28 protein-coding genes are annotated in these 26,458 nt (G+C 64.1%); 12 read left to right on the top strand and 16 right to left on the bottom strand.

Annotated features, from left to right (window positions below):
• Positions 1-54 precede the first annotated feature (54 nt).
• Genes C41B8_RS04180 through C41B8_RS04165 form a run of 4 tightly spaced genes read right to left on the bottom strand, consistent with a single transcriptional unit; the run spans position 55 to position 4,630 of the window.
• A complete protein-coding gene (locus C41B8_RS04180; protein ID WP_051883020.1) occupies positions 55-1,347 on the bottom strand; it encodes an outer membrane protein assembly factor BamB family protein in 1,293 nt (430 codons plus the stop codon).
• Positions 1,348-1,374: 27 nt separating this feature from the next.
• Complete coding sequence (locus C41B8_RS19360) at positions 1,375-2,343, bottom strand: D-Ala-D-Ala carboxypeptidase family metallohydrolase (protein WP_051883019.1); 969 nt, start codon at positions 2,341-2,343, stop codon at positions 1,375-1,377.
• The gene (locus C41B8_RS04170; protein WP_051883017.1) at positions 2,343-4,034 is read right to left on the bottom strand and encodes a L,D-transpeptidase family protein; all 1,692 of its coding nucleotides are present in this window, start codon (positions 4,032-4,034) and stop codon (positions 2,343-2,345) included. The genes C41B8_RS19360 and C41B8_RS04170 overlap by 1 nt, the downstream gene beginning before the upstream one ends.
• Entirely contained in the window at positions 4,031-4,630 is a 600-nt protein-coding gene (locus C41B8_RS04165; protein ID WP_037334415.1) for an LON peptidase substrate-binding domain-containing protein, read from the bottom strand. Before C41B8_RS04165 ends, C41B8_RS04170 begins: the two co-directional genes overlap by 4 nt.
• A 133-nt stretch (positions 4,631-4,763) precedes the next feature.
• Here C41B8_RS04165 and C41B8_RS04160 point away from each other — a divergent pair, with 133 nt between their 5' ends.
• The 3 genes from C41B8_RS04160 to tesB all read left to right on the top strand — a co-directional run bounded on the left by C41B8_RS04160 (position 4,764) and on the right by tesB (position 6,971).
• A complete protein-coding gene (locus tag C41B8_RS04160; protein WP_037334412.1) occupies positions 4,764-5,222 on the top strand; it encodes a PaaI family thioesterase in 459 nt (152 codons plus the stop codon).
• Positions 5,219-5,713 carry a PaaI family thioesterase gene (locus C41B8_RS04155; RefSeq protein WP_051883014.1) on the top strand — a complete coding sequence of 165 codons (495 nt, stop codon included), beginning with the start codon at positions 5,219-5,221 and terminating at the stop codon, positions 5,711-5,713. Before C41B8_RS04160 ends, C41B8_RS04155 begins: the two co-directional genes overlap by 4 nt.
• 373 nt (positions 5,714-6,086) lie before the next feature.
• Entirely contained in the window at positions 6,087-6,971 is an 885-nt protein-coding gene (gene tesB / locus C41B8_RS04150; protein WP_037334409.1) for an acyl-CoA thioesterase II, read from the top strand.
• Positions 6,972-6,995: 24 nt separating this feature from the next.
• Here the strand turns inward: tesB and C41B8_RS04145 are convergent, their stop codons facing one another.
• The 6 genes from C41B8_RS04145 to C41B8_RS04120 form a co-directional block, all read right to left on the bottom strand.
• Complete coding sequence (locus tag C41B8_RS04145; RefSeq protein WP_037334407.1) at positions 6,996-7,988, bottom strand: ABC transporter permease; 993 nt, start codon at positions 7,986-7,988, stop codon at positions 6,996-6,998.
• A 2-nt stretch (positions 7,989-7,990) separates the two neighbouring features.
• Entirely contained in the window at positions 7,991-8,980 is a 990-nt protein-coding gene (locus C41B8_RS04140; protein ID WP_037334402.1) for an ABC transporter permease, read from the bottom strand.
• Between the two features lie 3 nt (positions 8,981-8,983).
• Positions 8,984-10,522: a sugar ABC transporter ATP-binding protein gene (locus tag C41B8_RS04135; protein ID WP_037334399.1), complete on the bottom strand. Its 1,539-nt coding sequence runs from the start codon at positions 10,520-10,522 to the stop codon at positions 8,984-8,986.
• A gap of 21 nt (positions 10,523-10,543) precedes the next feature.
• Positions 10,544-11,563, bottom strand: a complete 1,020-nt coding sequence (locus C41B8_RS04130) for an ABC transporter substrate-binding protein (protein WP_051883012.1) — start codon at positions 11,561-11,563, stop codon at positions 10,544-10,546.
• Between the two features lie 71 nt (positions 11,564-11,634).
• The gene (locus tag C41B8_RS04125; protein WP_037334396.1) at positions 11,635-12,666 is read right to left on the bottom strand and encodes an ABC transporter substrate-binding protein; all 1,032 of its coding nucleotides are present in this window, start codon (positions 12,664-12,666) and stop codon (positions 11,635-11,637) included.
• 122 nt (positions 12,667-12,788) lie between these two features.
• Positions 12,789-13,553 (bottom strand): IclR family transcriptional regulator, encoded by a 765-nt coding sequence (locus tag C41B8_RS04120; RefSeq protein ID WP_037334393.1) that lies wholly within the window; start codon positions 13,551-13,553, stop codon positions 12,789-12,791.
• Between the two features lie 47 nt (positions 13,554-13,600).
• Here C41B8_RS04120 and glpQ point away from each other — a divergent pair, with 47 nt between their 5' ends.
• The 8 genes from glpQ to C41B8_RS04080 all read left to right on the top strand — a co-directional run bounded on the left by glpQ (position 13,601) and on the right by C41B8_RS04080 (position 21,745).
• Positions 13,601-14,623 (top strand): glycerophosphodiester phosphodiesterase, encoded by a 1,023-nt coding sequence (glpQ, locus tag C41B8_RS04115; protein ID WP_332254105.1) that lies wholly within the window; start codon positions 13,601-13,603, stop codon positions 14,621-14,623.
• A 256-nt stretch (positions 14,624-14,879) separates the two neighbouring features.
• Positions 14,880-15,635, top strand: a complete 756-nt coding sequence (locus tag C41B8_RS04110) for a DeoR/GlpR family DNA-binding transcription regulator (RefSeq protein WP_037334390.1) — start codon at positions 14,880-14,882, stop codon at positions 15,633-15,635.
• Positions 15,636-15,815: 180 nt separating this feature from the next.
• A complete protein-coding gene (locus C41B8_RS04105) occupies positions 15,816-17,303 on the top strand; it encodes an extracellular solute-binding protein (RefSeq protein WP_051883007.1) in 1,488 nt (495 codons plus the stop codon).
• Positions 17,304-17,430: 127 nt separating this feature from the next.
• Positions 17,431-18,315: a carbohydrate ABC transporter permease gene (locus C41B8_RS04100; RefSeq protein ID WP_037334576.1), complete on the top strand. Its 885-nt coding sequence runs from the start codon at positions 17,431-17,433 to the stop codon at positions 18,313-18,315.
• 2 nt (positions 18,316-18,317) lie between these two features.
• The gene (locus C41B8_RS04095; RefSeq protein ID WP_037334574.1) at positions 18,318-19,172 is read left to right on the top strand and encodes a carbohydrate ABC transporter permease; all 855 of its coding nucleotides are present in this window, start codon (positions 18,318-18,320) and stop codon (positions 19,170-19,172) included.
• Complete coding sequence (locus C41B8_RS04090) at positions 19,169-19,471, top strand: hypothetical protein (RefSeq protein ID WP_037334387.1); 303 nt, start codon at positions 19,169-19,171, stop codon at positions 19,469-19,471. Before C41B8_RS04095 ends, C41B8_RS04090 begins: the two co-directional genes overlap by 4 nt.
• Positions 19,472-19,478: 7 nt before the next feature.
• Positions 19,479-20,597 (top strand): ABC transporter ATP-binding protein, encoded by a 1,119-nt coding sequence (locus C41B8_RS04085; RefSeq protein ID WP_084188468.1) that lies wholly within the window; start codon positions 19,479-19,481, stop codon positions 20,595-20,597.
• Positions 20,594-21,745 carry an ABC transporter ATP-binding protein gene (locus C41B8_RS04080; protein ID WP_037334380.1) on the top strand — a complete coding sequence of 384 codons (1,152 nt, stop codon included), beginning with the start codon at positions 20,594-20,596 and terminating at the stop codon, positions 21,743-21,745. The genes C41B8_RS04085 and C41B8_RS04080 overlap by 4 nt, the downstream gene beginning before the upstream one ends.
• 7 nt (positions 21,746-21,752) lie before the next feature.
• On the opposite strand, the gene C41B8_RS04075 is transcribed toward C41B8_RS04080, so the two are convergent.
• From C41B8_RS04075 to C41B8_RS04050, 6 genes are all read right to left on the bottom strand, one after another.
• Positions 21,753-22,076: a hypothetical protein gene (locus C41B8_RS04075; RefSeq protein WP_037334377.1), complete on the bottom strand. Its 324-nt coding sequence runs from the start codon at positions 22,074-22,076 to the stop codon at positions 21,753-21,755.
• Positions 22,077-22,125: 49 nt separating this feature from the next.
• On the bottom strand, positions 22,126-23,490 hold the full coding sequence (locus C41B8_RS04070; RefSeq protein WP_037334374.1) for a WS/DGAT/MGAT family O-acyltransferase: 1,365 nt from the start codon (positions 23,488-23,490) through the stop codon (positions 22,126-22,128).
• A 129-nt stretch (positions 23,491-23,619) separates the two neighbouring features.
• Positions 23,620-24,003 (bottom strand): DUF2237 family protein, encoded by a 384-nt coding sequence (locus C41B8_RS04065; protein ID WP_037334371.1) that lies wholly within the window; start codon positions 24,001-24,003, stop codon positions 23,620-23,622.
• A gap of 5 nt (positions 24,004-24,008) precedes the next feature.
• Positions 24,009-24,428: a DUF4174 domain-containing protein gene (locus tag C41B8_RS04060; RefSeq protein WP_037334368.1), complete on the bottom strand. Its 420-nt coding sequence runs from the start codon at positions 24,426-24,428 to the stop codon at positions 24,009-24,011.
• The gene (locus tag C41B8_RS04055) at positions 24,421-25,227 is read right to left on the bottom strand and encodes a phytanoyl-CoA dioxygenase family protein (RefSeq protein ID WP_051883004.1); all 807 of its coding nucleotides are present in this window, start codon (positions 25,225-25,227) and stop codon (positions 24,421-24,423) included. The genes C41B8_RS04060 and C41B8_RS04055 overlap by 8 nt, the downstream gene beginning before the upstream one ends.
• A gap of 185 nt (positions 25,228-25,412) precedes the next feature.
• The gene (locus tag C41B8_RS04050) at positions 25,413-25,910 is read right to left on the bottom strand and encodes a DUF2147 domain-containing protein (protein WP_037334366.1); all 498 of its coding nucleotides are present in this window, start codon (positions 25,908-25,910) and stop codon (positions 25,413-25,415) included.
• A gap of 253 nt (positions 25,911-26,163) precedes the next feature.
• Between C41B8_RS04050 and C41B8_RS04045 the strand changes: the two genes are divergently transcribed.
• Entirely contained in the window at positions 26,164-26,448 is a 285-nt protein-coding gene (locus tag C41B8_RS04045) for a hypothetical protein (protein ID WP_037334363.1), read from the top strand.
• Positions 26,449-26,458 lie beyond the last annotated feature (10 nt).

The raw sequence follows: 26,458 nt of genomic DNA, 5'->3' as shown, positions 1-26,458 counted from the left end.
TTGAGCCGTCAATCCGGGACGGGCGCCCATCCCGCCTTAAGCGTGGTGAATCGCCTAAGGGGCGGAGGCCGTGACGTCGTCTGCGGTCGGCCGGGCCTGCTCAAGGTAGGCCAGCGGCACGATATACACATGGTGATCCTGGCTTGGCACGATCAGGTCGCGGCCGGCCAGCACCGGGCCGGCCGGTGCGAGTGGCTGGTCGCCGAGTTGCAGTTGGTGGAGTAGCCGGCCGGAAGCGGCGTCGACCACCAGCAGCTGCGCTTTTGTCGTGGTGGCATAGACACGGCCGTCGTGAATCACCGGCGGCGCCTTGATCGCGCCCGTATCCAGCGACCAGCGCTTGTGGCCGGTTTTCAGGTCGAAGGCGGCGAGCTGTTTGCTGGTCGGCGAACCGACTACGACTTCGCCGTTGGCGATCGTCGGCGCGCCGCTGCGGTTGTTCTTCACCGGCCCGCCCGTACCGAGATCGGCCTGCCAGAGCGGCTTGCCCGAGGCCGCGTCGTACGCAAACAGGCGATGATCGAAGACGTGCTTGTCGGCCGTGGTGTACACGCCGCTGGTCACGACCACGCCATCGGCGACGGCCGGAGGCACATCGTCGACGCCGCCGAGCATGTCGGGGAAATCCGCGGTCCAGGCGATGCGGTTGTCGTGGGTATCGATACAGAACAGCCGATACGGGTCGCCGCCACCGACGAACAGCCGGCCGGCATCATCCACAGCCGGCGACGACATGCTCACGAACGAGCCGAGGCGGATCAGCCCAACCTGGTGACCATCGGTGAGCGACAGCACCTGGATCGCCCGCCCGCCGGTGGCGGCATACACGCGATGGCCCACGATCGCCGGCGTCGGCATGACTTCGCCGAGGGTACGGAACTGCCAGCGCTGCGCGCCAGTCCGCGCATCCAGCGCGAGCACGCCTGATTCGCCGGTGCCGCGCGCATAGTTCGTGACCTTCGGATCGGCGTCGGATGTGAAGTAGCGATTGCCGTAGCCGACGATGACCGTATCGCCCGACCACACCATTTCCGAATGCACCCAGTTCGGCGCCTGGGTCTGCCACCGGGTTTTGCCCGAACGCGGGTCGATGCGCTGCAACGTCCCCGTGTTGTTATTGCCGACCAGCAGATCACGGCCGATGACGGTCGGGGTGGCGCGTACGCCTTCAGGCGTGTCGAGCCGGGTGACGCGGTCGTCCGGCACGCCGAGATCGGTGGACACGACCGCGTTGCGATCCGCGCCGTCGCGATACTGGCGCCAGTCGGCATGGGCGGTGCTGGCCAGGCCCAGCGCCATGGCGGCGATCAGGAGGCCGAGGCGGTTCGTGGCGGCATGGGTCGGCATGGGTTCGGGCCCGTTATCGTTATGGGGCTACCAGCGTACCGCCGTCCCGCGTACGTCGACATGAACGAATGGGCCGTGCTCGGCGTTGGCCGGATAGGCCGACAGCCCGCCAGCGAAACGCGGATGGGTCGCGTCCACGGTTTCGACGAGCTGGGCCAGCCATTGCGCATCACCGATATCGATCCGGCCGTTGCCGTCGAGATCGTCCATTTCATCGTCGTGGTTGGTATCGACGTAGATGTCGGCAGCACCGCCATACAGATGACGCGAGTAGACCGTGGTATTGCCGATAGCCGCGTTGTACTGCGGGGTGCGATAGCCGCTCATCACGGTGAGCGTATCGGCTTCGATGCCTTTTTCGCGTAGGGCGTCGAGAATCGTTTCCAGCTTGGCGACGAGCGCCGGCCGCACCAGCGCGAACTTCGGCCACTGCTGTGGCTGTTGATGACAAAGAAACTGGCCGATCGTGAAATCCGGCGACAGACGCGCGTCGACGTCGTCCCGGTCGATGCGCAGCAACGCAGTCGGCGGGTCGTAGATCGGGTTGCCGTGGCGCGGGGTGAGTTCGTACTGGCCGATACGATAGCCATCGATCTGCCGTTGGGATGGATCGAACGACTGGGGCACGAATACATTGACCGGCTGGCGTGCGCCTGTGGCGTGATCGCGCGCGACCAGCGCATGCACGCCGGGCGTATGCTCGACATCGACCCGCCAGTGCCGGGCGCCCATCGGTCGGGCGTTCAGACCCGGGCCGGCATGCAGGGCGAGTGGGGCCTGTGACGGGGTCGCGGTGGCGGCGACCTGCAGTGTATCGCCCGGCGGCGCGATCACGCTGCCGACCTCGCCGTCGATGGTGTGCTGGTCGACCGTGAGTTTGAACCCCGACGCCGTGGCAGCTTCCGGCGCCGCGAGCGACTCGGCGGCGCTGGCGGGCACGATGGCCGTGCCCGTCAGCAGCAGTGCGCCCGCCGCTAGCGCAACGTGGCCGCGCATCAGGCCGACCCGCCCGGCGCCGCCGCAAGCGCCTGGCCTAGCCGGGCGTCGCGACCGTAGATATCGCGCCGGAAATTCACGCCGTCGGCATTCACGAACGCCGTCCAGTACATCAAATAAACCGGTAGCGGTTGCGCCAGGTTTACGCGTTGCCGCCCACCCTGGTGCATCGCCTGCTGGATACGCGCGGTGTTCCAGTCGCGACGGCCGGCCAGCGCGAACCGGGCAAGCGCGACCGGGTCGGCCACGCGCACGCAGCCATGGCTCAGATCGCGCTGGCTACGGGAGAACAGGCTCGTGGCCGGCGTGCTGTGCAGATAGACCGCGTACGGGTTGGGGAACATGAACTTCACGAGGCCGAGCGCGTTGCCCCGGCCGCCGGCCTGCCGAATCTGCAGTCGGCCGGCGACGACGTCGCTTAAATGCTGCGGCGTGACCGGCAGAGGAGTCGCGTGCGGCGCGAAAGCCTTGACGATCTGATAGCCGCGGTCGGCCATATACTGCGGATCACGCCGCGCGTGCGGCACGATTTCATCCACCGCGATATGGTGCGGAACGTTCCAGAATGGGCGGAAGATGAGGTAGCGCATGCGATCGGCGAAAACCGGCGTTGCACGATTGTCGTGAGCGCCGCCGACGATGACGTTCATGGCCAGCTCGGTCACGCCGTCATCGACGGCCGTCAGCGAGAAAGCGGGGATGTTGACCGCGATATAGCGCGGGCCGAAATGGCGCGGCATCCAGCGCCAGCGCTCTAGATTCAGCTTGAGCGTATCGATGCGTACGCCCACGGGTACGTCGAGCGCGGTGAGCGTATCCGGGCCAACGCGACCATCGGCATCCAGACCATGGCGGCGCTGAAAGTGACGTACGGCGTCGGCAAGCCGCGGGGTATACGTCCGGGCCGTAGCCGCTGTCGCCGACGGATCGTCGAGGTCGCCGGTGATGTGCAAGCGCTCGCGCAGCGTCGGGATGCGCGGGTCCTGCATGCCGGCCCGGAGGGTAGGGCCGGAGGCGATACGCGGCCACCCGCCGGCTGACTGAATATCGCGATAGTGGGCCAGCGCCGCGATTAGTTCTCGATAGCCGGCGTGATCGGGCTGCAGCGCATTCAGAACCTGGCTCGGATCGTCGTCCTGGAGCGCCGTGGTCAGACGTGCGTCGTCGTTCGTGGGGTCGGGATCGTGCCGCCAATCGCTGCGGATGGCGGCGTTGTGCACACGGCCGTTATCGATATCGCGTGCCAGCCCGAGAAACGCCCGGCTGAGCGCGATGTCCTGTCGCGCCAGCGCATCGGGCCGACGGACCCCAGGCACCTGGAGCGCGGCCCAGGTGGTCGAATCGATGTAATGGCGACGCGACAGGCCCTGACGATCGATGCCCTTGAGATAGTCGATGAATTGGCCGCTGACGTCTCGCGGTGTTCGGGCATCCGGGGCGAACCAAGCCGGCGCGTCGTCGCGTTGGTCATAGAAACCGAGCAGCGCCGCTCGAGCCGCGGGCGTCTCGTGTGGGGTTGTGTCGAGCCGATGCACGATCGCCTGTTTGACGGCATCGGGCGGGGGCGGCGTCTTGGTGACGCTGGCCTGCGGTGCACGGGGCGGGCTGCTGGCACAGCCGGCCAGCACCAACGCCGCGCACAGGCCGGCCAGCGTTCGAAGCTCGGCACGCAATACGCGATGTCGCGTCATCGTCTCGACTGCCGGTTGCCGTTGTCGATCTCGATCATCGGCCGGATACGACGTAGTCGCTCCTGGGGATCGTCGGTGGTCAACAGGGTGTGTTTGGTGGCGGCGTCGAACGGCAATAGCTCGGTCAAGCGGGCCGACAACCAGCTGGCGGAGTCGTAGGCCAGGTTGCTGCTGTCGTAATGCAGCCCGGCCTCGGCGATCAGTGCCGCGACGATGTCCTTGAGCGGCGCGAACTCGATCGGGCAGGGGCCGTCGCTGTCTTCGTCCACCGGAACGACATCGCCCCACCACAGCCCGTTCGGCGTCTGCCGCGGGTCCTCGATAGCAACGCGGTCACGGCCGTGTACGGTAATCCCCAGGGCGCCGTCCGGCAGGCGGTCGAAATCGACGATCGAGACCCGGGTGCCCATGGCGCGGGGTTCGGCGAAATCGCCGTGTCGCGCCGGACGGGCAATACAGACCACGAAATCCTCGTTTTCACGCATGCAGTGCGACACCATCTCGAGATACCGCGGCTCGAAGATTCGCAGCGGCAGGATGCCGCCCGGAAAAACGACCGTGGACAGCGGGAACAGGGCGTGTGCGGTATACGACATGGTCAGATGCCCTTCGCGAATGAACCGACGATTGCCGGTCGGGAAATGGTTTTCGTCACTACACTCTACGTGTTGCAGGCGACGGCGGTTGCCAGGGTGACAGAATACGTCACCCTCGCTATCTTTATCAGCGATGACTGACAACATCGACAAGACGGACCCGTCGGTGCGGCGCGAAATCGCGCGGCGTTTCACCGATGCTATTCCGCATAATCACGCGATCGGGCTGACGCTCGTCGACGCCGGGCCGCCCGTGGTGCGCACGCGTCTGGCCTATCGCGAGGATTTCCTCGGCAATGTCGAAGCCGGGTTGTGGCATACCGCGATCGCGACCACAGCCGCCGATTCCAGCTGTGGCCTCGCAGTTTTTTTGGCCGTGCCGTCGCTGGAAGCCGTGGCAACGCTGGATCTGCGCATGGATTATCTGCGCCCGGCGGTGGCCGGCCGCGATCTCGAGGTGGAGGCCAACTGTCATCACGTCACGCGCCACATGGCGTTTGTCACCGCGCTGCTGCACCAGGGCGATCCGGATCGACCGACGGCGCGCTGCACGGCGACGTTCATGCGCACCGGCGGGGCGCTGATACCATGAAAAGCGCCTGTTGCGGTGCCGATCGTACGCTGTCCGACGCGGCCGCGCGCCGGCTGCACGACGCCCGGGTTGGCGGCGATTACGAGGGCCTGATCGCGGCTATTCCGTTCGCGCGTTTTCTGGGGCTGCGCATCGTCGATGCCGGCCCGGTGCGGCACTACGTCATGCCGTATCGCGACAGTCATATCGGCAACGCCGCCAAGCCGGCGTTGCACGGCGGGACGGTCGCCGGCGTGCTGGAATTGGCGATGCAGCTGGAAACGCTGATCAGCCAGACGCAGCCGCGGCTGCCGGATCCGGTTGATTTCACCATCGATTACTGGCGCTCGGCCGGCCCGGCGGACTGTTTTGTGGAAGCGCGGGTGATCCGCGTGGGCCGGGCGGTGGCCCAGGTCCAGGCCGAATGCTGGCAGGACGATCGTCAGCGCCCGGTCGCTTTCGCCCGCTGCGATTTCGTGATGCGGGCGGCGGAACCGGTCGATGAGGGCTAGGGCGTGTTGAGGTTTCGTGCGAGCCCGCGTTGGCGTCCGCAAATCGTGTCCGGCAAGGCGCGAGTCGCCGCGTCGTGGCGTGCCACGACCCAGACTTGCAACGCCGCCGGGCGGGATTTGCGGCCCAACCCTTCGGGACAAGCGCTGTTTTGCGGCAATACAGCGTTGTAGCTCTCTCGCGTAGAACGACTACGCCACGTTCGCTACGCCTCGTCTTGCCGCAAAACAGCACTTGGCGCGGACTCGCACCAAACCTCAACACGCCCTAGCCGTTTCGTGCGCCTCCGGATACGCGTTGCGGACGCCAACGCGGCGCCTGCACGCAACCTCAACAGGCCCTAGACTGGCGCGATCGTAAATTCAGGGAAGGCGCATGGTTCAGAAGTCCGAGGCTCTTGTGGCGGATCTGCTGGCACAACTCGATCTCGAGGTGCTGGAAGATCAGTTGTTTCGCGGCATCTCGCGCAATCTGGGTGGCAAGAGCGTGTTCGGCGGCCAAGTCGCCGGTCAGGCCATGGTGGCTGCCACGCGTACGGTCACGCCGGGCCAGCTGGCGCATTCCATGCACGGCTACTTCCTGCGCCCGGGCGATATGGACAAGCCGATCGTCTACGAGGTGGAGAATATCCGCGACGGACGCAGCTTCGCCGCGCGACGGGTCCAGGCGATCCAGCATGGCCGGCCGATCTTTTCCATGCTCGCCTCGTTTCATGTCGCCGAGGACGGCTATGTCCACCAGGCGCCCATGCCCGAGGTGCCGGGGCCGGAAGGGTTGGCCAGCCATGACGAACTGCGGCATGAATGGGTCGACGCCCTGGATCGCGTGCCCGAGTCGCTGCGTGAGGCCGTGGGCCGCGAGATCGCGATCGACCTGCGGCCGGTCGAACCCTGGAACATGCTCAACCCCGACAAGCGCGCGCCCGAGCAGTATGTCTGGTTCCGGGCCAAGGCCGCGCTGCCCGCCGATCAGGCCCTGCATCGCGCGGTGCTGACCTACGCCAGCGATTTCAATCTGCTGACCACGGCGCAACTGCCGCACGGCGTATCGTTCTTCACGCCGGGCATGCAGATGGCGAGCATCGATCATGCGCTATGGTTCCACGGCGATCTCGCCGTAGACGACTGGCTGCTCTATGCCATGGACAGCCCGGGTGCACAGGACGCCCGCGGTCTATCACGCGGGCTGATCTTCACCCGCGACGGGCGGCTGGTGGCCTCGGTGGCCCAGGAAGGTCTGATTCGGCACCGCCAGGGCTGAATGGCCGGCGGCGCGGTGGGCGGCTCATTCGCCGCCGCGACGATGGCTGAGCAGCGACTGGATGATCACGGCGACCAGCAGGAACGCGCCGCTGGCCAGCTGTTGATACGATGCCGACAACGTGCCGATCTGGTTGATGATGTTCTGGATCAGGCCGAGCAGCAGCACGCCCGACAAGGCGCCGGTGAGGGTGCCGACGCCGCCGGTGAGCAGCACGCCGCCGACCACCGCCGCGGCGATCGATTGCAGCTCGTAGCCCTCGCCGGCGGTCGGTAGCCCGGAGTTCAGGCGAGCGGCGAGCAGGGCACCCGCCAACCCGGCCAGCGCGCCGCTGAGCATGTAGGTCGCGATCTTGATGCGCTCGACCCGCACGCCCATCATCCGCGCAGCATCCTCGTTGCCGCCGATGGCGAATAGCGCCATGCCGTAGCGCGTGCGGTTGAGCACCAGCGCGCCGAGCGCGAAAGCGATCAGCAGAATCCAGATCATGTTGTTGATGCCGGCGATCTCGCCGTTGGCGATGGTGCCGAAAAAGCCGGCGTCGCCCAGATCCATGCTCTGCTTGGCCAACGCCAGCGCGATGCCGTGAATACCCAGCAGCGCGGCCAGCGTGACGATGAAAGGCGCCATCTTGGCGCGCGCGATCAGCGTGCCGTCGATCAGCCCCACCAGCGCGCCCGCGACAGCCGGCGCCAGCAGCGCCACCGGCCAGCCGTAAGGCAGGGTATAGGCCGAGATCACCGTGCCGAGTGCCAGCATCGAGCCGACCGACAGATCCAGGCCGCCCATGATCAGCACGAAACTCTGGCCGAGGACGATCAGGCCGAGAAAACTCGCGGCGGTGACGATGTTCTCGATGTTGGTCGGTGCCAGCAGGTTCGGGAAATAGGCCCCGGCCCCGAGCGTGACCACAATCAGCACCGCAAGCGCGAGGCGCGACTGGACCAGCGCGACGAGGCGTTCGCGGCGCGCATGGTCGCGCGCGGCGGGGGCGTGGGTCGTGGCGGTATCGCTCATGCTCAGTGCCCTGCCCGCTGGAGGTAGAGCGCGGCGACGATGAAGCCGGCCTTCAGGATCTGGGCGTAGGTGTAGTCGATATTGTTCATGATGAAAGTAGCGTCCAGGACCTGGAGCAGCAGAGCGCCGAATACCGCGCCTAGAATCGAAACCCGGCCGCCGGAGAGCGGGTTGCCGCCGATCACCGCGGCGGCGATGGCGTCCAGTTCGAACAGCACGCCGATATAGTTCGGGTCGGCCGCGCCGGTGCGGGCCGAGGCGAACACGCCGGCCAGCCCGGCGAGCAGGCCGCTGATCGCATATACCCCGAGCAGCGTACGGCGTACCGGCGTGCCGGCGAGAAACGCCGCCGATCGGCTCGCGCCCGCGAACAGCGTGTAACGGCCGAAGGTGGTACCGCGCACCAGGGCCGCGACGACCACGGCGATCACGATCGCGATGATCGCGACCACCGGCACGAAGAAATACGATTGCATGCCCAGCCAGCCAAGGATGCCGCCGCTCGGGAGATCCACGCGCGAGCCGCCCAGCAGCACCTTGGCCAGACCGCGCCCGGCGACCAGCAGCGCCAGGCCGGAAATCAGCGGATCGACCCGCAGGAACGTCACCATCGAGCCGTTGAATAGGCCGACGAGGGTGGTCACGGCGATCGCGGTAACGATGGCCCCGGGCTGACCGAGCCCGATAGCGACCGCGATCACCGATGACGACAACGCCATCATCGAGCCGACCGACAGATCGATGCCGCGTGTACCGATGGCCAGGCTCTGGCCGAGCGCGATCAGGATTAGCGGCGCGGCCTCGAACAGCAGCTGGCGCAGGGCATAGACGTTGTCGAAGCCGGGCGTGACGGCCAGATTGAACGCAACCAGCAGGGCGAATGCGATATACACGCTGTTGCTTCGCAGCCAGTCGACCACGCTGCGTTTCTCGCGCGACGTACGTTGGGGCGCGGCGGCCCGGGCGGGTTTGGAAACGACGGATTCGGCCATGGGTTATGCGCGGTCTCGGGCCGGCGCGTGTTCGGCGGCGCCGGCCAGTAGATGAAGAACGTCGTCGGCGGAGCGGCCGGCGACATCCAGTTCGCCGGCGATCTCGCCTTCGTTGATGGCGACCAGCCGGTCGCAGATGGCGAGCAGCTCGTCGATTTCGGACGAGGTCACGAGCACGGCCATGCCTTCGCCGGCCAGACGCCGGATCACGGCGTGGACTTCGTCTTTGGCGCCGACATCGATGCCGCGGGTGGGATCGTCCAGCAGCAGCGCCTTCGGGCGGGTGGCCAGACAGCGTGCCAGCAGCACTTTCTGTTGGTTGCCGCCCGACAGCTCCGAGATTGCCTGTTGCGGCCCGCTGCATTTGATCGACAGCTCCTCGACGAATTCGTCCACGAGCTGACGCTGGGCCCCGCGCGAGACCAGGCCGAACCGCCCGAGCGACCCGAGCGTGGTGGCGGTGAGATTCTCGCGAATCGGCAGGCGCGCGAAGATGCCGTCGGCCCGCCGGTCCTCGGGCAGAAACGCCAGACCGTGACCGATGGAAATCGCCGGGGTATGCCGGGTCAGCGGCGTGCCCTCGAGCATGATGCGGCCGGCATCGGCGCGTTCGGCGCCGAAAATCGCCTTGAACGTCTCGGTGCGGCCGGAGCCGAGCAGCCCCACCAGGCCGACGACTTCGCCGGCATGAATATCCAGCGACACATCACGCACGCGATCGCGCCAGGATAGATCCTCGGTGGCGAGCACGGTCGGCCCGTCACGGGCTTCACTGCGGGCGCCGCCAGCGGCTTCAGCTTCGCGTTCGCGGCCGAGCATGGCGGTGACCAGGGCGGTACGCGGCAGATCGGCGGTGGTTTCGGTACAGACGTGCCGGCCGTCGCGCAGCACCGTGAGCCGGTCACACAGGGCATAGCATTCGGACAGCCGATGGCTGACGAACAGGATCGCCACCCCGTCGTCGCGCAGCCGATTGATGAGCGCGAACAACAGGTCGACCTCCGAGCCCGACAGCGCCGAGGTGGGTTCGTCGAGAATCACTACCCGGGCGCCGAGCGCGATCGCCCGGGTGATCGCGATCATCTGTTGCATGCCCAGCCCTAGGCTCTTGAGCGGCGCGGTGGCCTGCACGTGGATGCCGTAGCGCGACAGCAGGTCGGCCGCCTCGGCATTCAGACGGCGCCGGTCGATGATCAGCCCGCCGATCCGCGGTTCGCGCCCGAGCATGATGTTTTCGGCCACGCTGCGTTCCGGGATCAGGTTGATTTCCTGATAGACCGCGGCAATGCCGGCGTTCTGCGACGCGCGTGGATCAGCAAAGGTGACCGCTTCGCCCGCCAGACGCAGCTCGCCGGCGTCCGGGGCATGGAAGCCGGTGAGGGTCTTGATCAGCGTCGACTTGCCGGCGCCGTTCTCGCCCATCAGCCCGTGGACTTCACCGGGCATCAGAGCAAACGAGACGTCGTCGAGCGCCGCGAAGCCGCGGAAGGTCTTGGTGATGTGCCGGGCCTCGAGGACCGGCACCGTGGAGGTCGTATTCACGCGGTGGCCGTTGCTGTCGGGTTAGTAGACGCTGCCCTGCTCGAGCTTCGTGGCGGCGTTGTCGGGCGTATAGAGCGTGTCGTGCATGATCACCTGCTCGGGTACCGGCTTGCCGTCGGCATAGTGGGCAAGCATCGAGAACGCGCGCGGACCGAAGCGCGGATTGGTCTCGACATCGGCCGCGACCTCGCCGTTGGCAACCTTCTTCACCACGGCCTTCACGCCATCGATGGTCACGATCTTCACGTCGCGCCCCGGCTTCTTGCCGAACTGCTGCAGCGCCTTGATGGCGCCGAGCGCCATGTTGTCGCTCTGGGCGAACACGGCGTTGATGTCCGGATGCGACAACAGAATCTGCGACATCACCTTCTGTGCCTTGGTCGTCGACCAGTCGCCGGGCTGCTTGGCCACGATCTGCATGCCCTTGTGCTGATCGATGACCTGGGCAAAGCCTTTCGTACGCGCGGTTTCCACCGAGTTGCCGTAGGCGCCCTGGAGTTCGACGATCCTGGCCTGGCCGTTGGTCGCCTTGACCAGCTGCTGGGCGGCGCGCACCGCCTGTTTATGGAAATCCGAGCCCATGAAGGCAATGAAATCGCGGCACGGTTTACCGGCGGTGTGCCGGTCGATGGTGATCACCGGAATATGATGGGCACGCGCGGCCTTGAACGCCGGCTGCAGCCCGGTGGAATTCAGCGGGGCGACGATCAGGGCGTCCACGCCCTGGCTGATCATCGCCTGGATATCGGATACCTGTTTGGCTTGGTCGCTGTCGGCGTTGGCATAGACCAGCTTCTTGATCCCCGCCGCCTTGGCGGCTGAGCGGATCGAGGCCGTCTCCCCGGCCCGGAACGGATTGGCCAGATTCTGGGCCTGGGCGAACCCCACGGTCATCTCGGACAGCGGCTTGTGCGACGGTGAATCGGCCTGGCACTGGGCGTTGTCGGCTGCGCTCGCGACGCCGGTGGCGCCGAGCGTGGCTACTGCAGCGAGTCCGAGCAGGCCGGCGACGAGATGACGGGGATGGGGCAGTTCAAACATGACGGCTCGTTTGGCGTTGAGAAATCGGTGAGAGAGCGACGGCCCGGGGTGCGCGGGCCGTCGTCGATCGCTTAGTAGACCTTGCCGCTATCCAGCGACTTCTGGGCGTTGGCCGGGGTGAACAGATGGTCATGCATGATGATCGTCTGCTTGACCGGCTGACCATTCATATAGTCGTGAATCGCCTGAAACGCCCGCTTGCCGAAGCGCGGGTTGGTCTCGATATCTGCCGCGATCTGGCCGTTGGCGACTAGCTTCACCGCCTCGGTGGTACCGTCGATCGAGACCACCTGGATATCCTTGCCCGGCGTCTTGCCGAACTGCTGAATGGCCTTGATTGCGCCCAGCGCCATGGTGTCGCTCTGGGCATAGACGGCGTTGACGTCCGGATGCGACAGCAGAATCTGAGACATCACCTTCTGGGCCTCGGTGGTCGACCATTTGGCCGACTGTTTGGCCACGATCTGCATGCCTTTGTGCTGGTCGATGATCTGGGCAAAGCCGTCGGTGCGTGCGGTTTCCACCGAGTTGCCGTAAGCGCCCTGCAGCTCGACGATCTTGGCCTTGCCGCCGGTCGCCTTGACCAGCTGTTTCGCGGCGCGCACGGCTTGCTTGTGGAAGTCCGAGCCCATGAAGGTGATGAAATCACGGCATGGTTTGCCGGCGGTCTGGCGATCGATGGTGACCACCGGGATGCCCTTGGCCGCCGCGGCCTCCAGCGCCGGCTTGAGACCGGTCGAGTTCAGCGGCGCGACGATCAGCGCGTTGGCGCCCTGGTTGATCATCGACTGGATGTCGGATACCTGCTTGGCCTGGTCGCTGTTGGCGTTGGCATAGAGCAGACGCTTGACGCCGGCGGCCTTGGCGGCATCACGCACCGATTTCGTTTCGGCGGCGCGGAACGGATTCTGCAGGTTCTCCGACTGCGAAAAGCCCACCGTCATCTTCGAAAACGGCATCTTGGAAGGCGATTTGTTGGTACAGGTGGCGGCGTTATCGGCCGCGCCGTTGTCGGCGGCCCAGGCGGCGCCCGCCGTGGTTGCGGCCAGACTGCCGACCAGAACGGCCGCCAGCAGCGATCCGCGGGTGGATGAAAATCCCATCGTCGTCTCCTCCAGTTCTTGTTGTTTGTTCCGCTAGTCGGAACTTTTGTTTCGCTTAGTGCGTCTTCACTAGAAGCGTGTGTTGCAACGATGTCAATTGCGACTTTGGTTTGGGATCGGGGTCAGTGCGTGCTCGGGAGGTGGCCCAGGGCTTCCGAGATCCGGCGGCCGGCAGCGATCACGCGTGGCTGGATTTCGTCGACCATGCGCGTGCCGGCCAGGCGGCTTGCGGTCGAGGTCACGCTGATGCCGGCAATCGGTTCGCCGCGGAAGTTGCGAATGGCCACGGCCACGCAGCGGATGCCTTCCTCGTGCTCTTCCATGTCGTAGGCACAGCCACGCTCGCGAATCGCCTCGAGTTCCGTGCGCAGCGTATCCGGGGACGTGAGGGTAGAGGGCGTGTAGCGGATCGGTTTGAGCCCGGTGATGATCGCGTCCCGCTCGGCTTCGGGTAGCTCGGCCAGAATGGCCTTGCCGATGCCGGTGCAGTAGACCGGCCCGCGTTTGCCGACGGCCGAAAACAGCCGGATCGACTGCGGACTCTCGAGCTTGTCGAGGTAAATGACTTCGTCGCCCTCGAGCACCGCCAGATGCACGGTTTCACCAAGCTCGGACAGCAGGGCGGCCATTTCGTCGGTCGCCGCGCGCCGGATATCGAGCCCGGCCCAGGTGCCCGCCGCCAGCGACAACAGGCCGAAGCCGGGGCGATAGCATTTATCTTGGCTATCGAAGCGCACCAGGCCTTGTGTGCCCAGCGTGGCTAAGAGTCGGTTCACGGTCGATTTGGGCAGGCCGGATGCGTTCACGATGTCGGAAAAACGCGGCGGCCGATCGGCCTCGCAGACGATGCGTAACAGCCCGAAAGCGCGTTCCACGGATATCGTCATATCGCCACTCGTTGTGGTTCTGTTAGGCGGGACAATAGTTCCGAAATGTGAATGGGCCGACGGCACGACGTCAAGCGATAGGCGCATGGGCCCGAGTGAGCTACGCTGAAATCGTCACTCCTGCGGGCCGCGCCATGGAAGCCAGCCGAAAGATCGTGATCGCTCATCGCGGTGCGAGCGGTTATCTGCCCGAACACACGCTGGCTGGCTACGCCATGGCCTATGCGCTTGGCGCGGACTACCTCGAACCCGACCTGGTTTCGACGCGCGAAGGCGAGCTGATCTGCTGCCACGATATCCACCTCGACCGCACCACCGATGTGGCGGTGCGCTACCCGGCCCGGGCGCGCAGTGACGGCCGCTGGTATGCCGCCGATTTCACGCTCGACGAAGTGCGGACGCTTCATGCGCGTGAGCGTGTCGATGAGACGGGCGCCCGGGTTTTTCCCGGTCGCTTCGACGCCAACGCAAGAGGGTTCGGGGTGCCGACCTTTACCGAACTGCTCGATCTGGTGGCTGCGCTCAATCGGCAGACCGGGCGTCGCGTTGGCGTCTATCCGGAGACCAAGTCGCCCGAGTTCCATGCGGCGGCCGGTCTGGCGCTGGAACCGACGCTACTCGCCCTGCTGGCCGAATACGGCTACACGGGACGCGATGCGCCGGTGTTCGTTCAGAGTTTCTCGCCGACCAACCTGCGCGTGATGCGCGAGGAAATGCGTAGCGAGCTACCGATGATCCAGCTCATTGGCCATACCGAACTCGAGGCCGACTGGATCACGCCCGCCGGACTCGATGCCATTGCCAGCTATGCCGATGGCATCGGCCCGGACAAGACGCTGATCGTCGAAAGCGAGGGCGCGCTCGTGCACGCGGCCCACGACCGCGGGCTGCTCGTGCACCCCTACACCTTCCGTGCGGACCAACTCGGCCCCGGCTACAACAATTTGCGCGCCGAACTGGCGGCGTTTTATTTCGATTACGACGTCGATGGCGTTTTCACGGACTTCTGTGACATTGCTGGGGCGCTGTTGCACCCTGATCGCGGCGGCGCACTCAGCGCCGCGCCGTAGCCGCATATCCCGAAAGTTGGGCGGCGCTCGAACCGCTTCGGTTTCATCCACTTAACTCATCGTTCGCGAAACTCGCGCGGACCCGTGAACGGGCGTGTCTGCCCGGCGGATGCGCCGGCGTTGCGTTGTGACGAATGGGGCTTCGACCAATCGCTAACAGACAACGTTGCAACGTTGAATGATGTTGTTTGTAACACGATAAGAGTTACGTAAAACACTTCGTGTGTTATGCAGCGATTCTTCGGGGCCCGGGTGTATGGAGCGGCAGACTGAAATTCTCGACTTCCTGTGCGAGCAGGAAACCGCCAGCGTGAGCGAGCTGGCCGAGCATTTCGGTGTCAGCCGTATGACCATTCATCGGGATATCAGCCGGCTGGTGGATCTTCGCTTCGTACGCAAGGTCCGTGGCGGGGTCACGGTGCTGCCGAGCGTGGTGTTCGAGAGCAATTACCACTACCGCGCGCGACGCAGCGCGGCGCCCAAGCGTGCTTTGGCGCAACGGGTGGCCGAGTTCATCGAGCCCGGTATGACGGTGATGCTCGACGACAGCTCCACGACGGCGGCGCTGGTGGAATTTCTGCCGGAGTGTAAGCCGCTGACCGTGATCACCAATGCGGCCGCCCTGGTGGAAACCCTGCGTGAAGACGATGGCTACACCGTGATCTGCCTCGGCGGCCGCTACGACCCGACCATGAATGCCTATCTCGGCATGACCTGCGATCTGGCGCTCGAGCATTTGAGCGCTGATCTCGCCGTGTTTTCGGTCGCCGGTGTCCAGAAGGGGTCGGCGTACCTGCAGGAGGATGCGCTGGTGCGGACCAAACGCATCATGAAAGCCAGCGTCGAACGTAGCGTGCTGGCCTTCGATAGTTCGAAGTTCGGCAAATCGGCGCTGCATCAGTTCGCACGTCTCGATTCATTCGATCACGTGCTGACCACGTCGGGGGCGGATCCCGCCATGATCGAGGAACTCGTGACGGCCGGTGTGCCGCTGGAAGTGATCTCGGACTAGATAGGAGGGCTTCTTATCAATTGACTCGGGTAACCGTTCGGTCGCGACAGAAGAAAATGCGGCCGCATGGTTGTTGGAACAACGACGATTCAATCGTCACAGGGCGCGCAAGGGCTTCCCGCCGGGGCTCGATCGCGTGGCCGTTCTGAATGCAACAAGTGCGAACAATCGGAGGGGAATATGAGCGAATTCAATAGCGACAACATCGTCGACCAGCGGCCTGCGGGCGGTATGAGTCGTCGGAAGCTGCTGAAAATGGCCGGCCTCGGCGCGGCTTCGATCCCGTTTCTGGGCAGCAGCGCGCTGGCCATGGCCAAGTCCCTGAAAGGGGCGAGCATCAATCTCGAGATTCTGGGTCTGGCCGGCTGGCCGCCGAGTGCCATGTCGACCAAGATCGGCAACTCGATGTTTGCGCCCTATGCGCAGAAGAAACTCGGCTACAAGGTGCATTTCTCCAGCGCGCAGGCGCCGTTCGAGCAGCTGTTCCAGAAAGCGGCGACCTCGCTGGCGACGCATTCGGCTGAATACAACCTGCTGATCAGCGACTCGCAGTGGCTGGGCGCGTTTGCTACGCCGGGCTGGATCCTCAAGCTCAACGACATCATCGCGAAAAACCCCGATCTGAACATCGACTGGTACTCGGATATCGTCGTCGACGGCTATATGGCCTATCCGGAAGGCACCAAGAGCATCTACGGGCTGCCGCAGGAAGGCGACGTGATGGTGATGTATGTCCGCAAGGACATGCTGGAGGACCCGAAGGAACAAAGCGCCTTCCAGAAGAAATACAACAAGAAGCTGCCGCAGACCTTCGACGAGTTCGAGGCGCTGACCTGGGGCGATTACAAGGACGTGATGGAATTCTTCACGCGTCCGAACGACAACCTCTACGGCATCGGGCTCCAATACGCCAAGACCTACGATAATTTCTCCTGCTACTACTATCCGTTCGTGTTTTCCAAGGGCCAGCACATCTGGGACCCGAAAACGCGCAACGTACAGGGCATTCTCAACACCAAGGAAAACGCGAAGTCGCTGGAAGAGTTCGTGGCCCTGCAGAAATACAACCCGCCGGGCGCGAACGAAGTCGGCATTCCGGAGCTGGCCGACCTGTTCACCAAGGGCAAGGTTTTCTCCTGCATTCAGTGGGCGGCCATGGGCCCGACCATGATTCCGGACAGCCTCCGCGGCAAGGTCATGGTGGTGCCGCCGCCGGCATTCGACGTCAACGGCGAAAAGAAGCGCACCTACACCCTGGGCGGCCAGCCCTGGGTGGTCAACGCCTTCAACAGCGACGAGCAGCTGGCGGCGGTCGTCGATTTCCTCAAGTACTGGTATGCCAAGGACACCCAGCTGGAATTCGCCAAGCGCGGCGGCAATCCCTGCGTGAAGTCGGTGCTGGAATCCGAAGGATTCGACGACATCCAGCCGTGGTTCAAGGCCTACAAGTACATGCTGTCCAATGGCCGGACCAAGGACTTCTGGCACGATCCGAACTACGCCAAGCTGCTGAATGTGCAGCAGGAAGCGTTCACTTCCTATGCGGCGGGCAATGCCAAGGATCCGCAGAAGGTTCTGGATTACGTCGCCTACCAGCAGCAGAAGATCCTGCACGACGCAGGCGAGACGAAACAGGCACCGAAAGGCTCGGCACCGAGTCTGGGCTGAGTTCGGCAACGGTCGGCCGGGCGGTGCCCCGGCCGGCCGTGATCTCTAACCTGTCTTCGCGAAACTTCTGATTATGAATGCCAAATCCACAACGGCCGTGCCGAACGCCGGTGGTCGACGCTCCTTTATGGGGTCGCTCGGTCGCCACGGGTTCGTCTGGGGGCTGCTCGCGCCGGCGCTGATTTTTTTCTGCGTCTTCAACGTCGTCCCGTTGATCTGGATGGTCGGGCTGAGCTTCTACAACTATACCCTCACCACCGGCAACCCGCCGATGTTCAACGGCATCGACAACTACCTGTCGTTGCTGAGCGATCCCTCCGACTGGTCGGCGTTTAGTCGCACGTTTCTGTTCATGCTGTTGACGGTCTCGCTGTCAGGGCTGATCGGTTCACTGCTCGGACTGGTGTTCTGGGGCAGCAAGAACCTGCCCGGTCGACGTATCGCGCTGACCATGCTGTTCACGCCGATGCTGCTGACGCCGGCCTCGGTCGGGGTGTTTTTCAAGCTGATGCTGAACCCGAATTTTGGCGTTATCAGCTATATCGCCGAGCTGTTTACCGGTCACCGGGTCGACTTTCTATCGCATCAGATGTCGGCCCAGATCGCCGTTCTGTTGGTGGATGTCTGGATGTGGGCGCCGTTCATGACGCTGATCACGCTGGCGGCGCTGGCCTCGGTGCCGCAGGCGGAACTCGAAGCCGCGCGCGTCGACCGGCTCGGCTGGTTCGCGACCCTGAAACGCGTGATCTTCCCACATGCGAAGTTCATCCTCATGCTCGGCCTGCTGCTGCGCACGATCGATGCCTTCAAGACCACGGACGTAGTGTTGCTGCTCACGCACGGCGGCCCGGGGGCTTCGACCGAGCTGTTGGGGATGCGGATCTACCGGCTCGGGTTCAACTCGCTGGACATGGGTAACGCCTCGACCATGGGCGTGGTCGCGCTGCTCATCGCGATCGGCTTCACCTCACTGTATCTGTATGTCTTGAGCCTCAAGCGGGTGGAGGGATGATCATGGCCGCGACCCAACACACAAGCGTGCAAACTCGCGTCAAGCGAGCGGCTTATTACCTGCTGCTCTGGCTGATCGCGCTGATTTTCTTCCTGCCGGTGCTCTGGATCCTGTTGTCGTCGCTGAAATCGACCGACCAGATGTTGTCCAGCGTGCCCACGGTGTTCTTCGAGCCGACGTTCCATAACATCGTCGACACGCTCAATCGGCCGGAATTCCTGCCGGCATTGATCAATAGCGTGATTTTGTCGGTGGTATCGGTGGTGCTGGCCGTGATCGTGTCGTTCACCGCGGCCTATGCGATTTCGCGCTTCAAGCCGAAAGGCTCCGACTTCCTGATGTTCCTGCTGCTGAGCATGCGCATGGTGCCGGCGGCCGCGGTGATCATCCCGTTATTCCTGATGTTCGTGGAGCTGCACTGGAAGGGCAGCTATGTCGGGCTGACCCTGTTCTACACGATGTATTCCATCCCGTTCTCGTTGTGGATTCTGAAAGGGTTTCTGGACGGGGTGTCACAGCGTTTCGATGAAACCGCGCTGATCTGCGGCGCTAATTATCTGCAGATCATGTTCGGCATCATCCTGCCGCAGGTGCGCCCGGCGCTGATCGCGGCCTTCATCTTCAACGTCATCTTCGTCTGGAACGAATTCCTCGTGAACTACATCGTCGGCGGCTCGTCCACTCAGAACGTGCCGGGCCTGCTGGCTACCGGCATGTATTCCGGCGGCAGCGTCGACTGGACCTTCATGGCGGCCACGACGAGCCTCTACATGATGCCCGTCATCGTCATGATCTTTTTCTTCCAGAAATATCTGCTGGTCGGCATGACCTTCGGCACCGTGCGAGGTGAGGTATGAGCCGGGAGACATCCGCGCCCAGCGCGGCGCGTTTCATTCGCGGCGTGAGAACGGCGCTCGCGCTGCTGTTGTTCGTGTCGCTGGTGCTGATCGCCCAGCAGTCGAGCCAGCTGGTCTACGGCATCGGGGTGCTGCTGGTCATGGTCACCGTATTGCTCGGTTTCACGTTCAACAACATCCCCGACGACGCAAGCTACGCCGGCATCGTCAAGGCACTGATCATCACCTGGGTGATCGTGGGATGCGTGGTGGGCGTCAGCATCGAAAGTGCGCCATTCCTGATCATGCTCGGTCGTTAGGTAATTCATGAGTCAACACCAAAGTCTTTCAGTTGTCGGCGTGCGCAAGACGTTCGGTCGCGATGAGGTGCTGAGCGATGTCCACGTGGCCGCCGATCAAGCGCAGCTGCTGGTGATCGCGGGTTTGCCTTCGACCGGCAAGACCACGCTGGCCCGTATCATCTGTGGGCTCGATCGGCCGGATGCCGGGCGCGTGTATATCGACGATCAGGACGTCACGGACGTGAAACCGGCGGCGCGCCATATCGGCTATGTGCCGCAGTCGTTCGCGCTGTTCCCGAATATGTCGGTGTACAAGAACATTGCTTATCCGCTGCTTCGGGCCAAGCAAAAGAAAAGTGATATCGCGGCCCAGGTCCGCCACATGGCGGAAATGCTGGATATCGACAGTCTGCTCGATAAGCGGGTCGACCAGATTTCGGGCGGGCAGAAACAACGCGTGGCGATTGCGCGCGGCCTGGTCAAGAAATGTGCGCTGTACGTGCTCGACGATCCACTGGTCGGGCTCGACTTCAAACTACGCGAGCAGCTGGCGCTGGATCTGTGTCTTTTGCAGAAGCAGATCGGCGCGACTTTTCTGTACCTGACCGGCGATCCACTGGAGCCGTTGATGCTCGGTGACAACGTGGCGGTACTGGCGGACGGCCGGATTCGCGAGAACGTGCCGGCGGTCGAGGCCTATCAGTCGCCGCAGTCGGCGGCGATGGCCCGCGTGCTTGGTATGCCGCGCGCGAATTTCATCGACGCGACAGTGGCCAACGCGGGCCAGACGGTGTCCTGCAAGCTGTTCGATCTGGCGGTCGACGAGCCGGGGCTGCTGGCACAGGCCGCCGATCGGGTTCGCTTGTTGATTCGCCCGGAGCATATCGGCTACGAAAACGCCCCCGAGGACGCGGTACATTTCCCGGCCGATCTGCGGCTGATCGAGGACATCGGGGTCGATTCAATCCTCCATTTGCAGACCGACGTGGGCAAAGTCGTCGCCAGCCAGCCGAGCGACCTCGTGCGCTCGCGCGACGACCTGCAGGGGGCGGTCCGAATGTGGGTACGGCCCGCCATGATGCGCGCCTACGACCCGGAGTCGGGTCAGGTGATTGATTGTACGTTTCGGGCAGGCAACCGATGAGCAAGATCGAACTGGAATCCATTACCAAGAGCTATGGCCCGGTGGTGGCGGCCAACGCCATCAGCACCGTGTTCGAGGAATCGTCGCTGACGTGCCTGTTGGGCCCGTCCGGTTGCGGCAAGACCACGCTGCTGCGCATCATCGCCGGACTCGAAACCCCGGATGCCGGCCGCGTGCTTTTCGACGGCGAGGATGTAACGAACCTCTCGGTCGGCCGGCGCGACATCGGCATGGTGTTTCAGTACCCGGTCGTCTATCGGGGGCTGACCGTCTACGAGAATCTGGAGTTGCCGCTACGCCAGCGCGGCGGCGGCAACATGTCCGCGAGCCAGCGAAAGGAATGGATCGACCGTCTGTTGTCGATCCTGAATCTCACGGCCCGCGCGAACCAGGTCGTCGATGGCCTGGACAACGAATCGCGACAGAAGGTGGCGGTCGGGCGCGCGGTGGTGCGCCGGCCCAAGGTGGTGATCTTCGACGAGCCGGTGACCAACGTTGCGGTCGATGCCAAGATCGAGATCCAGCGCGGCATCAAGCAGCTCTCGCGTGAGATCGGGCAGACGATTCTGTATGTCACGCACGACCAGACCGAAGCCATGACGTTGGCCGACAAGATCATATTGCTGCAGTCGGGCAATATCGTGGAAAGCGCCAAACCGGTGGATGTCTACAACAATCCGGACAGCGCGTTCGGCGGTTATTTCCTGGGGTCACCGGGCATGAACTTCATCGCGGCGGAGCTGGAACGCGCCGATCGGGGACAGGCCCCCGGCATGCGTGTGAAGTGCTCGGTTCTGCCCGAACCATTGTGGCTTCCGGCCGATGATGCCTCCGGCGACTTGCCCCGGCCGGGCGCGGCCCTGATCGGGATTCGGCCGGAAGAAATCCAGATCGTCGAGGACGGTACACCGGGCGCGGTCCGCGGCCGGGTAAAAGCGGCCGCCCTGGTCGGTGGTGGCCGATGGTTTCTGGACTGTGTCACCGCCGAAGGCGACGAGTTCAAGATGCTATCCGCTGCCGGGGCCGATCCGGGCGGTGATACCGAGAAATCGTTTTTGTTTCGCGAATCCGTGGTGCGTCTTTACTCCGAAGAGGGGAATCGCATCGCCCGCGCGTTGGTGCGCGAGGACGCCGACGTGCCGGCGTAGCCGGGGGCTAACCGCTTCGCCCGTGCTTCGGTCGTCGAATGGACGGCCGAAAGCCGGCCGGCTTGTCGGCGATCCAGGCCACGAACTGGGCGATATCGGGATGCGCGAGCAGGTCGGCGCGCGTGTTGTAGACCTCCGCCAGTTCTTTTTCGCCCAGCACGGCGTGGATATGGCTGTGGCACGGCCGGCAGATATGCAGGATGCGGCCGAGCCGGTCGTCACGATCGAAGCGCTTGCGGATACGCTTGAGTCGATGCGTTCGACGCGGGATCAGATGATGACGCGTGGTGCGAACGCCCTCGCGGCCGCAGAGCTGGCATGTTCCGGTCATATCCCAGCCCTACGCGGCGGCGCGCCACGCGGGTGCGATCAATGCCTGTTCAGTCGTGTGGCACGTGGCCCGCGGCATGTTCCAGTTCGTCCAGCGCATCGTCCAGATACTTCAGCAGATTCTGCATCGACGGCAACGAACGCCGACAGGCGATCAGGCCGAATTCCAGCGTATCGCGATAGCTGACCAGGCTGATGTTAAGCGCCTGGCCGTCGAGCACGATCGACATCGGATACATGCCGAGCATTTCGGCATCGCCGAAATACAGCGTGTCGTCGGGGCCGGGCACGTTGGAGATCACCACGTTGAACGATTGCCGGCTCGGCACGAGGCCGGACAACAGATTCAACCCGGCCGGGGCCGACATCGCGGCCACCACGGCCATGATCTGTTCGGATGACATGCGCTTATAGCGGCGCTTCCAGTAGTCGACGCTGCGCTTGATCGCCCCCAGTCGTTCTACCGGATCGTCGATGTCGGTCGCGAGGTTGGCGTAGATCAGGGCGATACGGTTGCCGGCGGCGTCATCGTCGTCGTGCAGCGATACCGGGAGCATGGCGATCAGCGGGGCCCGGGGCAGTGCGTCCAGATCGATCAGATAGCGCCGCAGCGCGCTGGCACACATGGCGAGCACCACGTCGTTGACCGTCGTGCCATAAGCATCGGCTGCGTCGCGGATACGCGTCATCGAATAGCCCTGGGCCGCGAACCGGCGCGAGCCACTCACCGGACGGTTGAGAATACACGCCGGTGCCTGGGCGGGCCCGGTGAAGTCCGGGTCGTGATGGGCGTCGTGCCAGGCGTCGTAGAGCGAGCGCGCGGCGGCCGGCAGCGCGGCCGCCTGGCGATAGCTGCTCTGCAACATCGTCAGCCCGGCGGACCAGGCATGTGAACGGGAACTCGGCCGCGGTGGCAGTTGCCAGGGCACCCGGAAATGCTCGGTGCCGGGATCGATCGACAGAAACCGCCGCAGCACGCGCATCGCCGAGATGCCGTCCATCATCGAATGATGGAACTTGGTGTACACCGCGAACCGGTTGTCGGTCACGCCCTCGATGAAATACACCTCCCACAGTGGCCGTGCACGATCGAGCAGGGCGCCGTGCAGCATGGACACCAGCGCCAGCAGGTCACGGATGGCCCCCGGCTCCGGCAAGGCCAGATGCCGGACGTGATATTCCATGTCGAAATCCTGGTCCTCGATCCAGAACGGTTGCCCGAAGCGATATTTCAGCCGCTTGTCGAACGGCGGCTGCACCGCGTTCTGGGCCCGGGCGCGGTCGACCAGCTGATGGACGTAATCGGCGGGCGCGTTCTCGGGCACCGAGAACAGCTGCAGCCCGCCGATATGCATCGGCTGGTTGCGCCGCTCCAGACGCAGGAAAATCTGGCTGATGGGATCGACAATCGACATGGATCGTCTGCGCGGTAGGATTTACGCCAGCTTAGGGGGTGCGAGGGTTTCGTGCGAGCCTGGCCGGACGGCCGGCCCGTGTCGCACCTGTGCGATAGGCCGTTTGGTTAGACTCGCGCGCGCCGCTGTTCACGACAAATCGATGGCATGCGATTTGAGATCGGCCAGCGACACGATCTCCAGGGCTGCTTCGTGCGTCGCGGTCAGCACCACGCGCGGTGCCGTACCCGCCTCGAACGCCTCGACCCAGCGGGCAGCGCATAGACACCAGCGATCGCCGGCATCCAGACCGGGGAAATCGAATTCCGGGCGTGGTGTGGATAGATCGTTGCCGCGGGAGGCCGAGAACGCCAGGAAGGCATCGGTCATCACCGCGCAGACCACGTGCCGGCCGGCGTCTTCCGGGCCCGTGTGGCAGAACCCATCGCGATAGAAGCCGGTGATCGGGGCGCTGCAACAGCCACGCAAGGGTTCGCCGAGGACGCTACGGGCGGTCGAGACAGGCTCGTTCATAGACATTACTGTTGCTGCATTTCCTGTTGCCGCAGGGGCATCTGATCGATCGCATCGAGCAGGGCCTGGATGTCGAGCCCGCCCAGTTGGCTGGCCTTGAGCGTACCGTCCTTGCCGATCAGTACCGCCTGGAAACCGTCCGTGGTATGCAGCTTTTCCAGCGTCGCCCGATCCGGCACGTTGTCGATGTTCGACGTGATCTTCTTCGGACCCAGCACGAACCAAGCGATATCGCGCTGCTCGAGGCCGGGCGAGCTCTTGAACGCATTGGTCAGGCTCACGGCGCGTTGGGCGTTGGTCGGGAAAACCGCGATCACGCGGTACTGACCGGTCAGCGAGGGCACCGCGCCGGTATCGCTCCGGCTACTGCAACCGGTGGCGGCGAACGTCGCGGCCAGTGCGACCGCGAACAGCAGATTACGCATTCGACTCCTCTCGAACCTGGATCGCCGGGCGCCGCGCCGAACGCGTGCCGGCTACGGGCGCGTTGCCGCGGCCGAAATAACTGGTAACCACCGCCATCTTGCGCTCGTCGCCGTGGTTGGCGCCGGCGGCGTGAAACACGCCGGCATGAAAGAACAGCACATCGCCGGGCGCCAGTTCGGCATTCTCGGCCGTGGCCATCAGGTCGGTGTTGGCCTGCAAATCCTCGCGCAGAAATTGGGCCTCGTCGAGCCGATCGGCGTCGATGGTCATACGATGCGAACCCGGCAACAGCCGCATGCAGCCATTGTCCGGGGTCTCGTCGCCCAGCGCGAGCCAGGCGTTGATCAATTGCGGCTGCGCGAACGACCAGTACCGCAAATCGCGATGCCAGGCGGTCGCCGACGAGTACGCGGGCGCCTTGGTCATCACGCAATTGTGATGATTGGGTGTAAGCCAGACTGCGGCCGAATCGAGCAGTTGGGCGATGATGGCGGTCAGCCTTTCGTCGGCGGCCCAGTCGGCAAACCAATGATCGCGTTCATAGGCGTCGAGTAGGCGCCGGACCGTGTCGCCGCCCGCCGCCGATCGGGAGGCCGGGGCACCGGGATAGGCCACATCGGCTTCGTATTCCAGCGGCTCGACCGCCTGCTCGAGATGCGTCAGCGCGATACTACGCATCGCGGCAATACGCTCGGCATTCGCCAACCGCCGCATGATGAGATAACCGTCGCGCGCGAAAGCTTCGCTCTGCGCCGGCGTCAGTTGAGGCTGCAGGGCGATACGGTTGGACGTGTTCATAAGATAATTCTAGGCTCTATCGATACTTGGCGCGACCATTGCCGAGTATCGAGGCCCGGTTATGGATTGCAAATCCAGCTACGCGCGATGGGCGAGCCAGGATGCAATCGCAAGCCGGGCCGGCCGGCGCGCCGACCCGGACAAGCTTTCGGGCACGCCCGCCGGGGCGTGCTGAAAGCGGGCGATCAGTTGCCGGACTGCGGCGCGGCGCCGACTGGCTGGTGCAGCAGATCCTGGTGCACATGCTCGGCCTTGGGGTCGATGCGGTGCCAGGTCTGGGTCTTGCCAAGCAGGCTGATCCCGATATAACCGCGGGCGTCGAGTGTGTCCGGGCCCTTCATCGTGGCTTTAGCCTTATAGGTCTTGCCACTGTTGGGATCGTAGATATGGCCGCCGTCGTACTCGCCGTTGTCCTGGTATTTCAGGCCGTGCAGAATCACGACGCCAAGCAAACGGCGCCCTCGTTTGTCGGCGTCGGGGTTTTTCTTGTCGTAGCGCGGTTTGCCGTCGGATGAGCCGACGATACGGCCGTCGTAACTGTCGCCGTCCTTGTAGACCTGGACATAACCGCCGGTTTTGGTTTGCCAGACGCCGGCGATGTCGTCTGATTGCGAATTGGCGGCGGCGGCCGGCAGGGCGGCCATGGCCAGTAACAGGGCTGCGCTCAAGAGCGTTAGACGCATCGGGTTCTCCTCCCGTGGATTGTTTTAGTAGCGTCGCGCCGTTCTTTCGAACGGAAGATGAACGACGTCTTTTCAGATGTTATCCCGAACAGCCGGGTGTCGAGCAACCTGCGCTGCCCTCGAATGCGGTCTCGCAGCGTATGGTGCCCCGAAGGCTAGAACACAAAAAAACCGGCGTCGCGAACGACGCCGGTTTGATCACAGCCCGTATCGCGACCACGCGATACGGCGCAACCGTCTAGGTCTGTCTTACATGCTGTTGTTCGACATGGAGTTGTCACTCATCGAGTTGCCGCTCATCGAGTTATTACTCATCGAATTGTCGGACATGCTGTTATCGGACATGGCGCCGCCCGACATCGAGTTGGAGCTCATGCTATTGCTCGACATCGAGTTCGAGGACATGGCGTTGTCGGACGACGCAGCATTGTCGCTGTTGTCGTTGCCACAGGCCGCCAGGCCGACAGTCAGCAGGGCGGCAGCGGTAACCATAATAACTTTTTTCATTTTCGATGCCTTCCTAAAAATTTGGGAGTGAAATGCACGCG

Origin of the sequence: Salinisphaera hydrothermalis C41B8, assembly GCF_000732535.1 — a bacterium.
In the GTDB taxonomy this organism is placed as follows: domain Bacteria; phylum Pseudomonadota; class Gammaproteobacteria; order Nevskiales; family Salinisphaeraceae; genus Salinisphaera; species Salinisphaera hydrothermalis.
The sequence above is the reverse complement of the archived record's forward strand: the minus strand, read 5'-3'. Positions and strand labels throughout refer to the sequence as shown.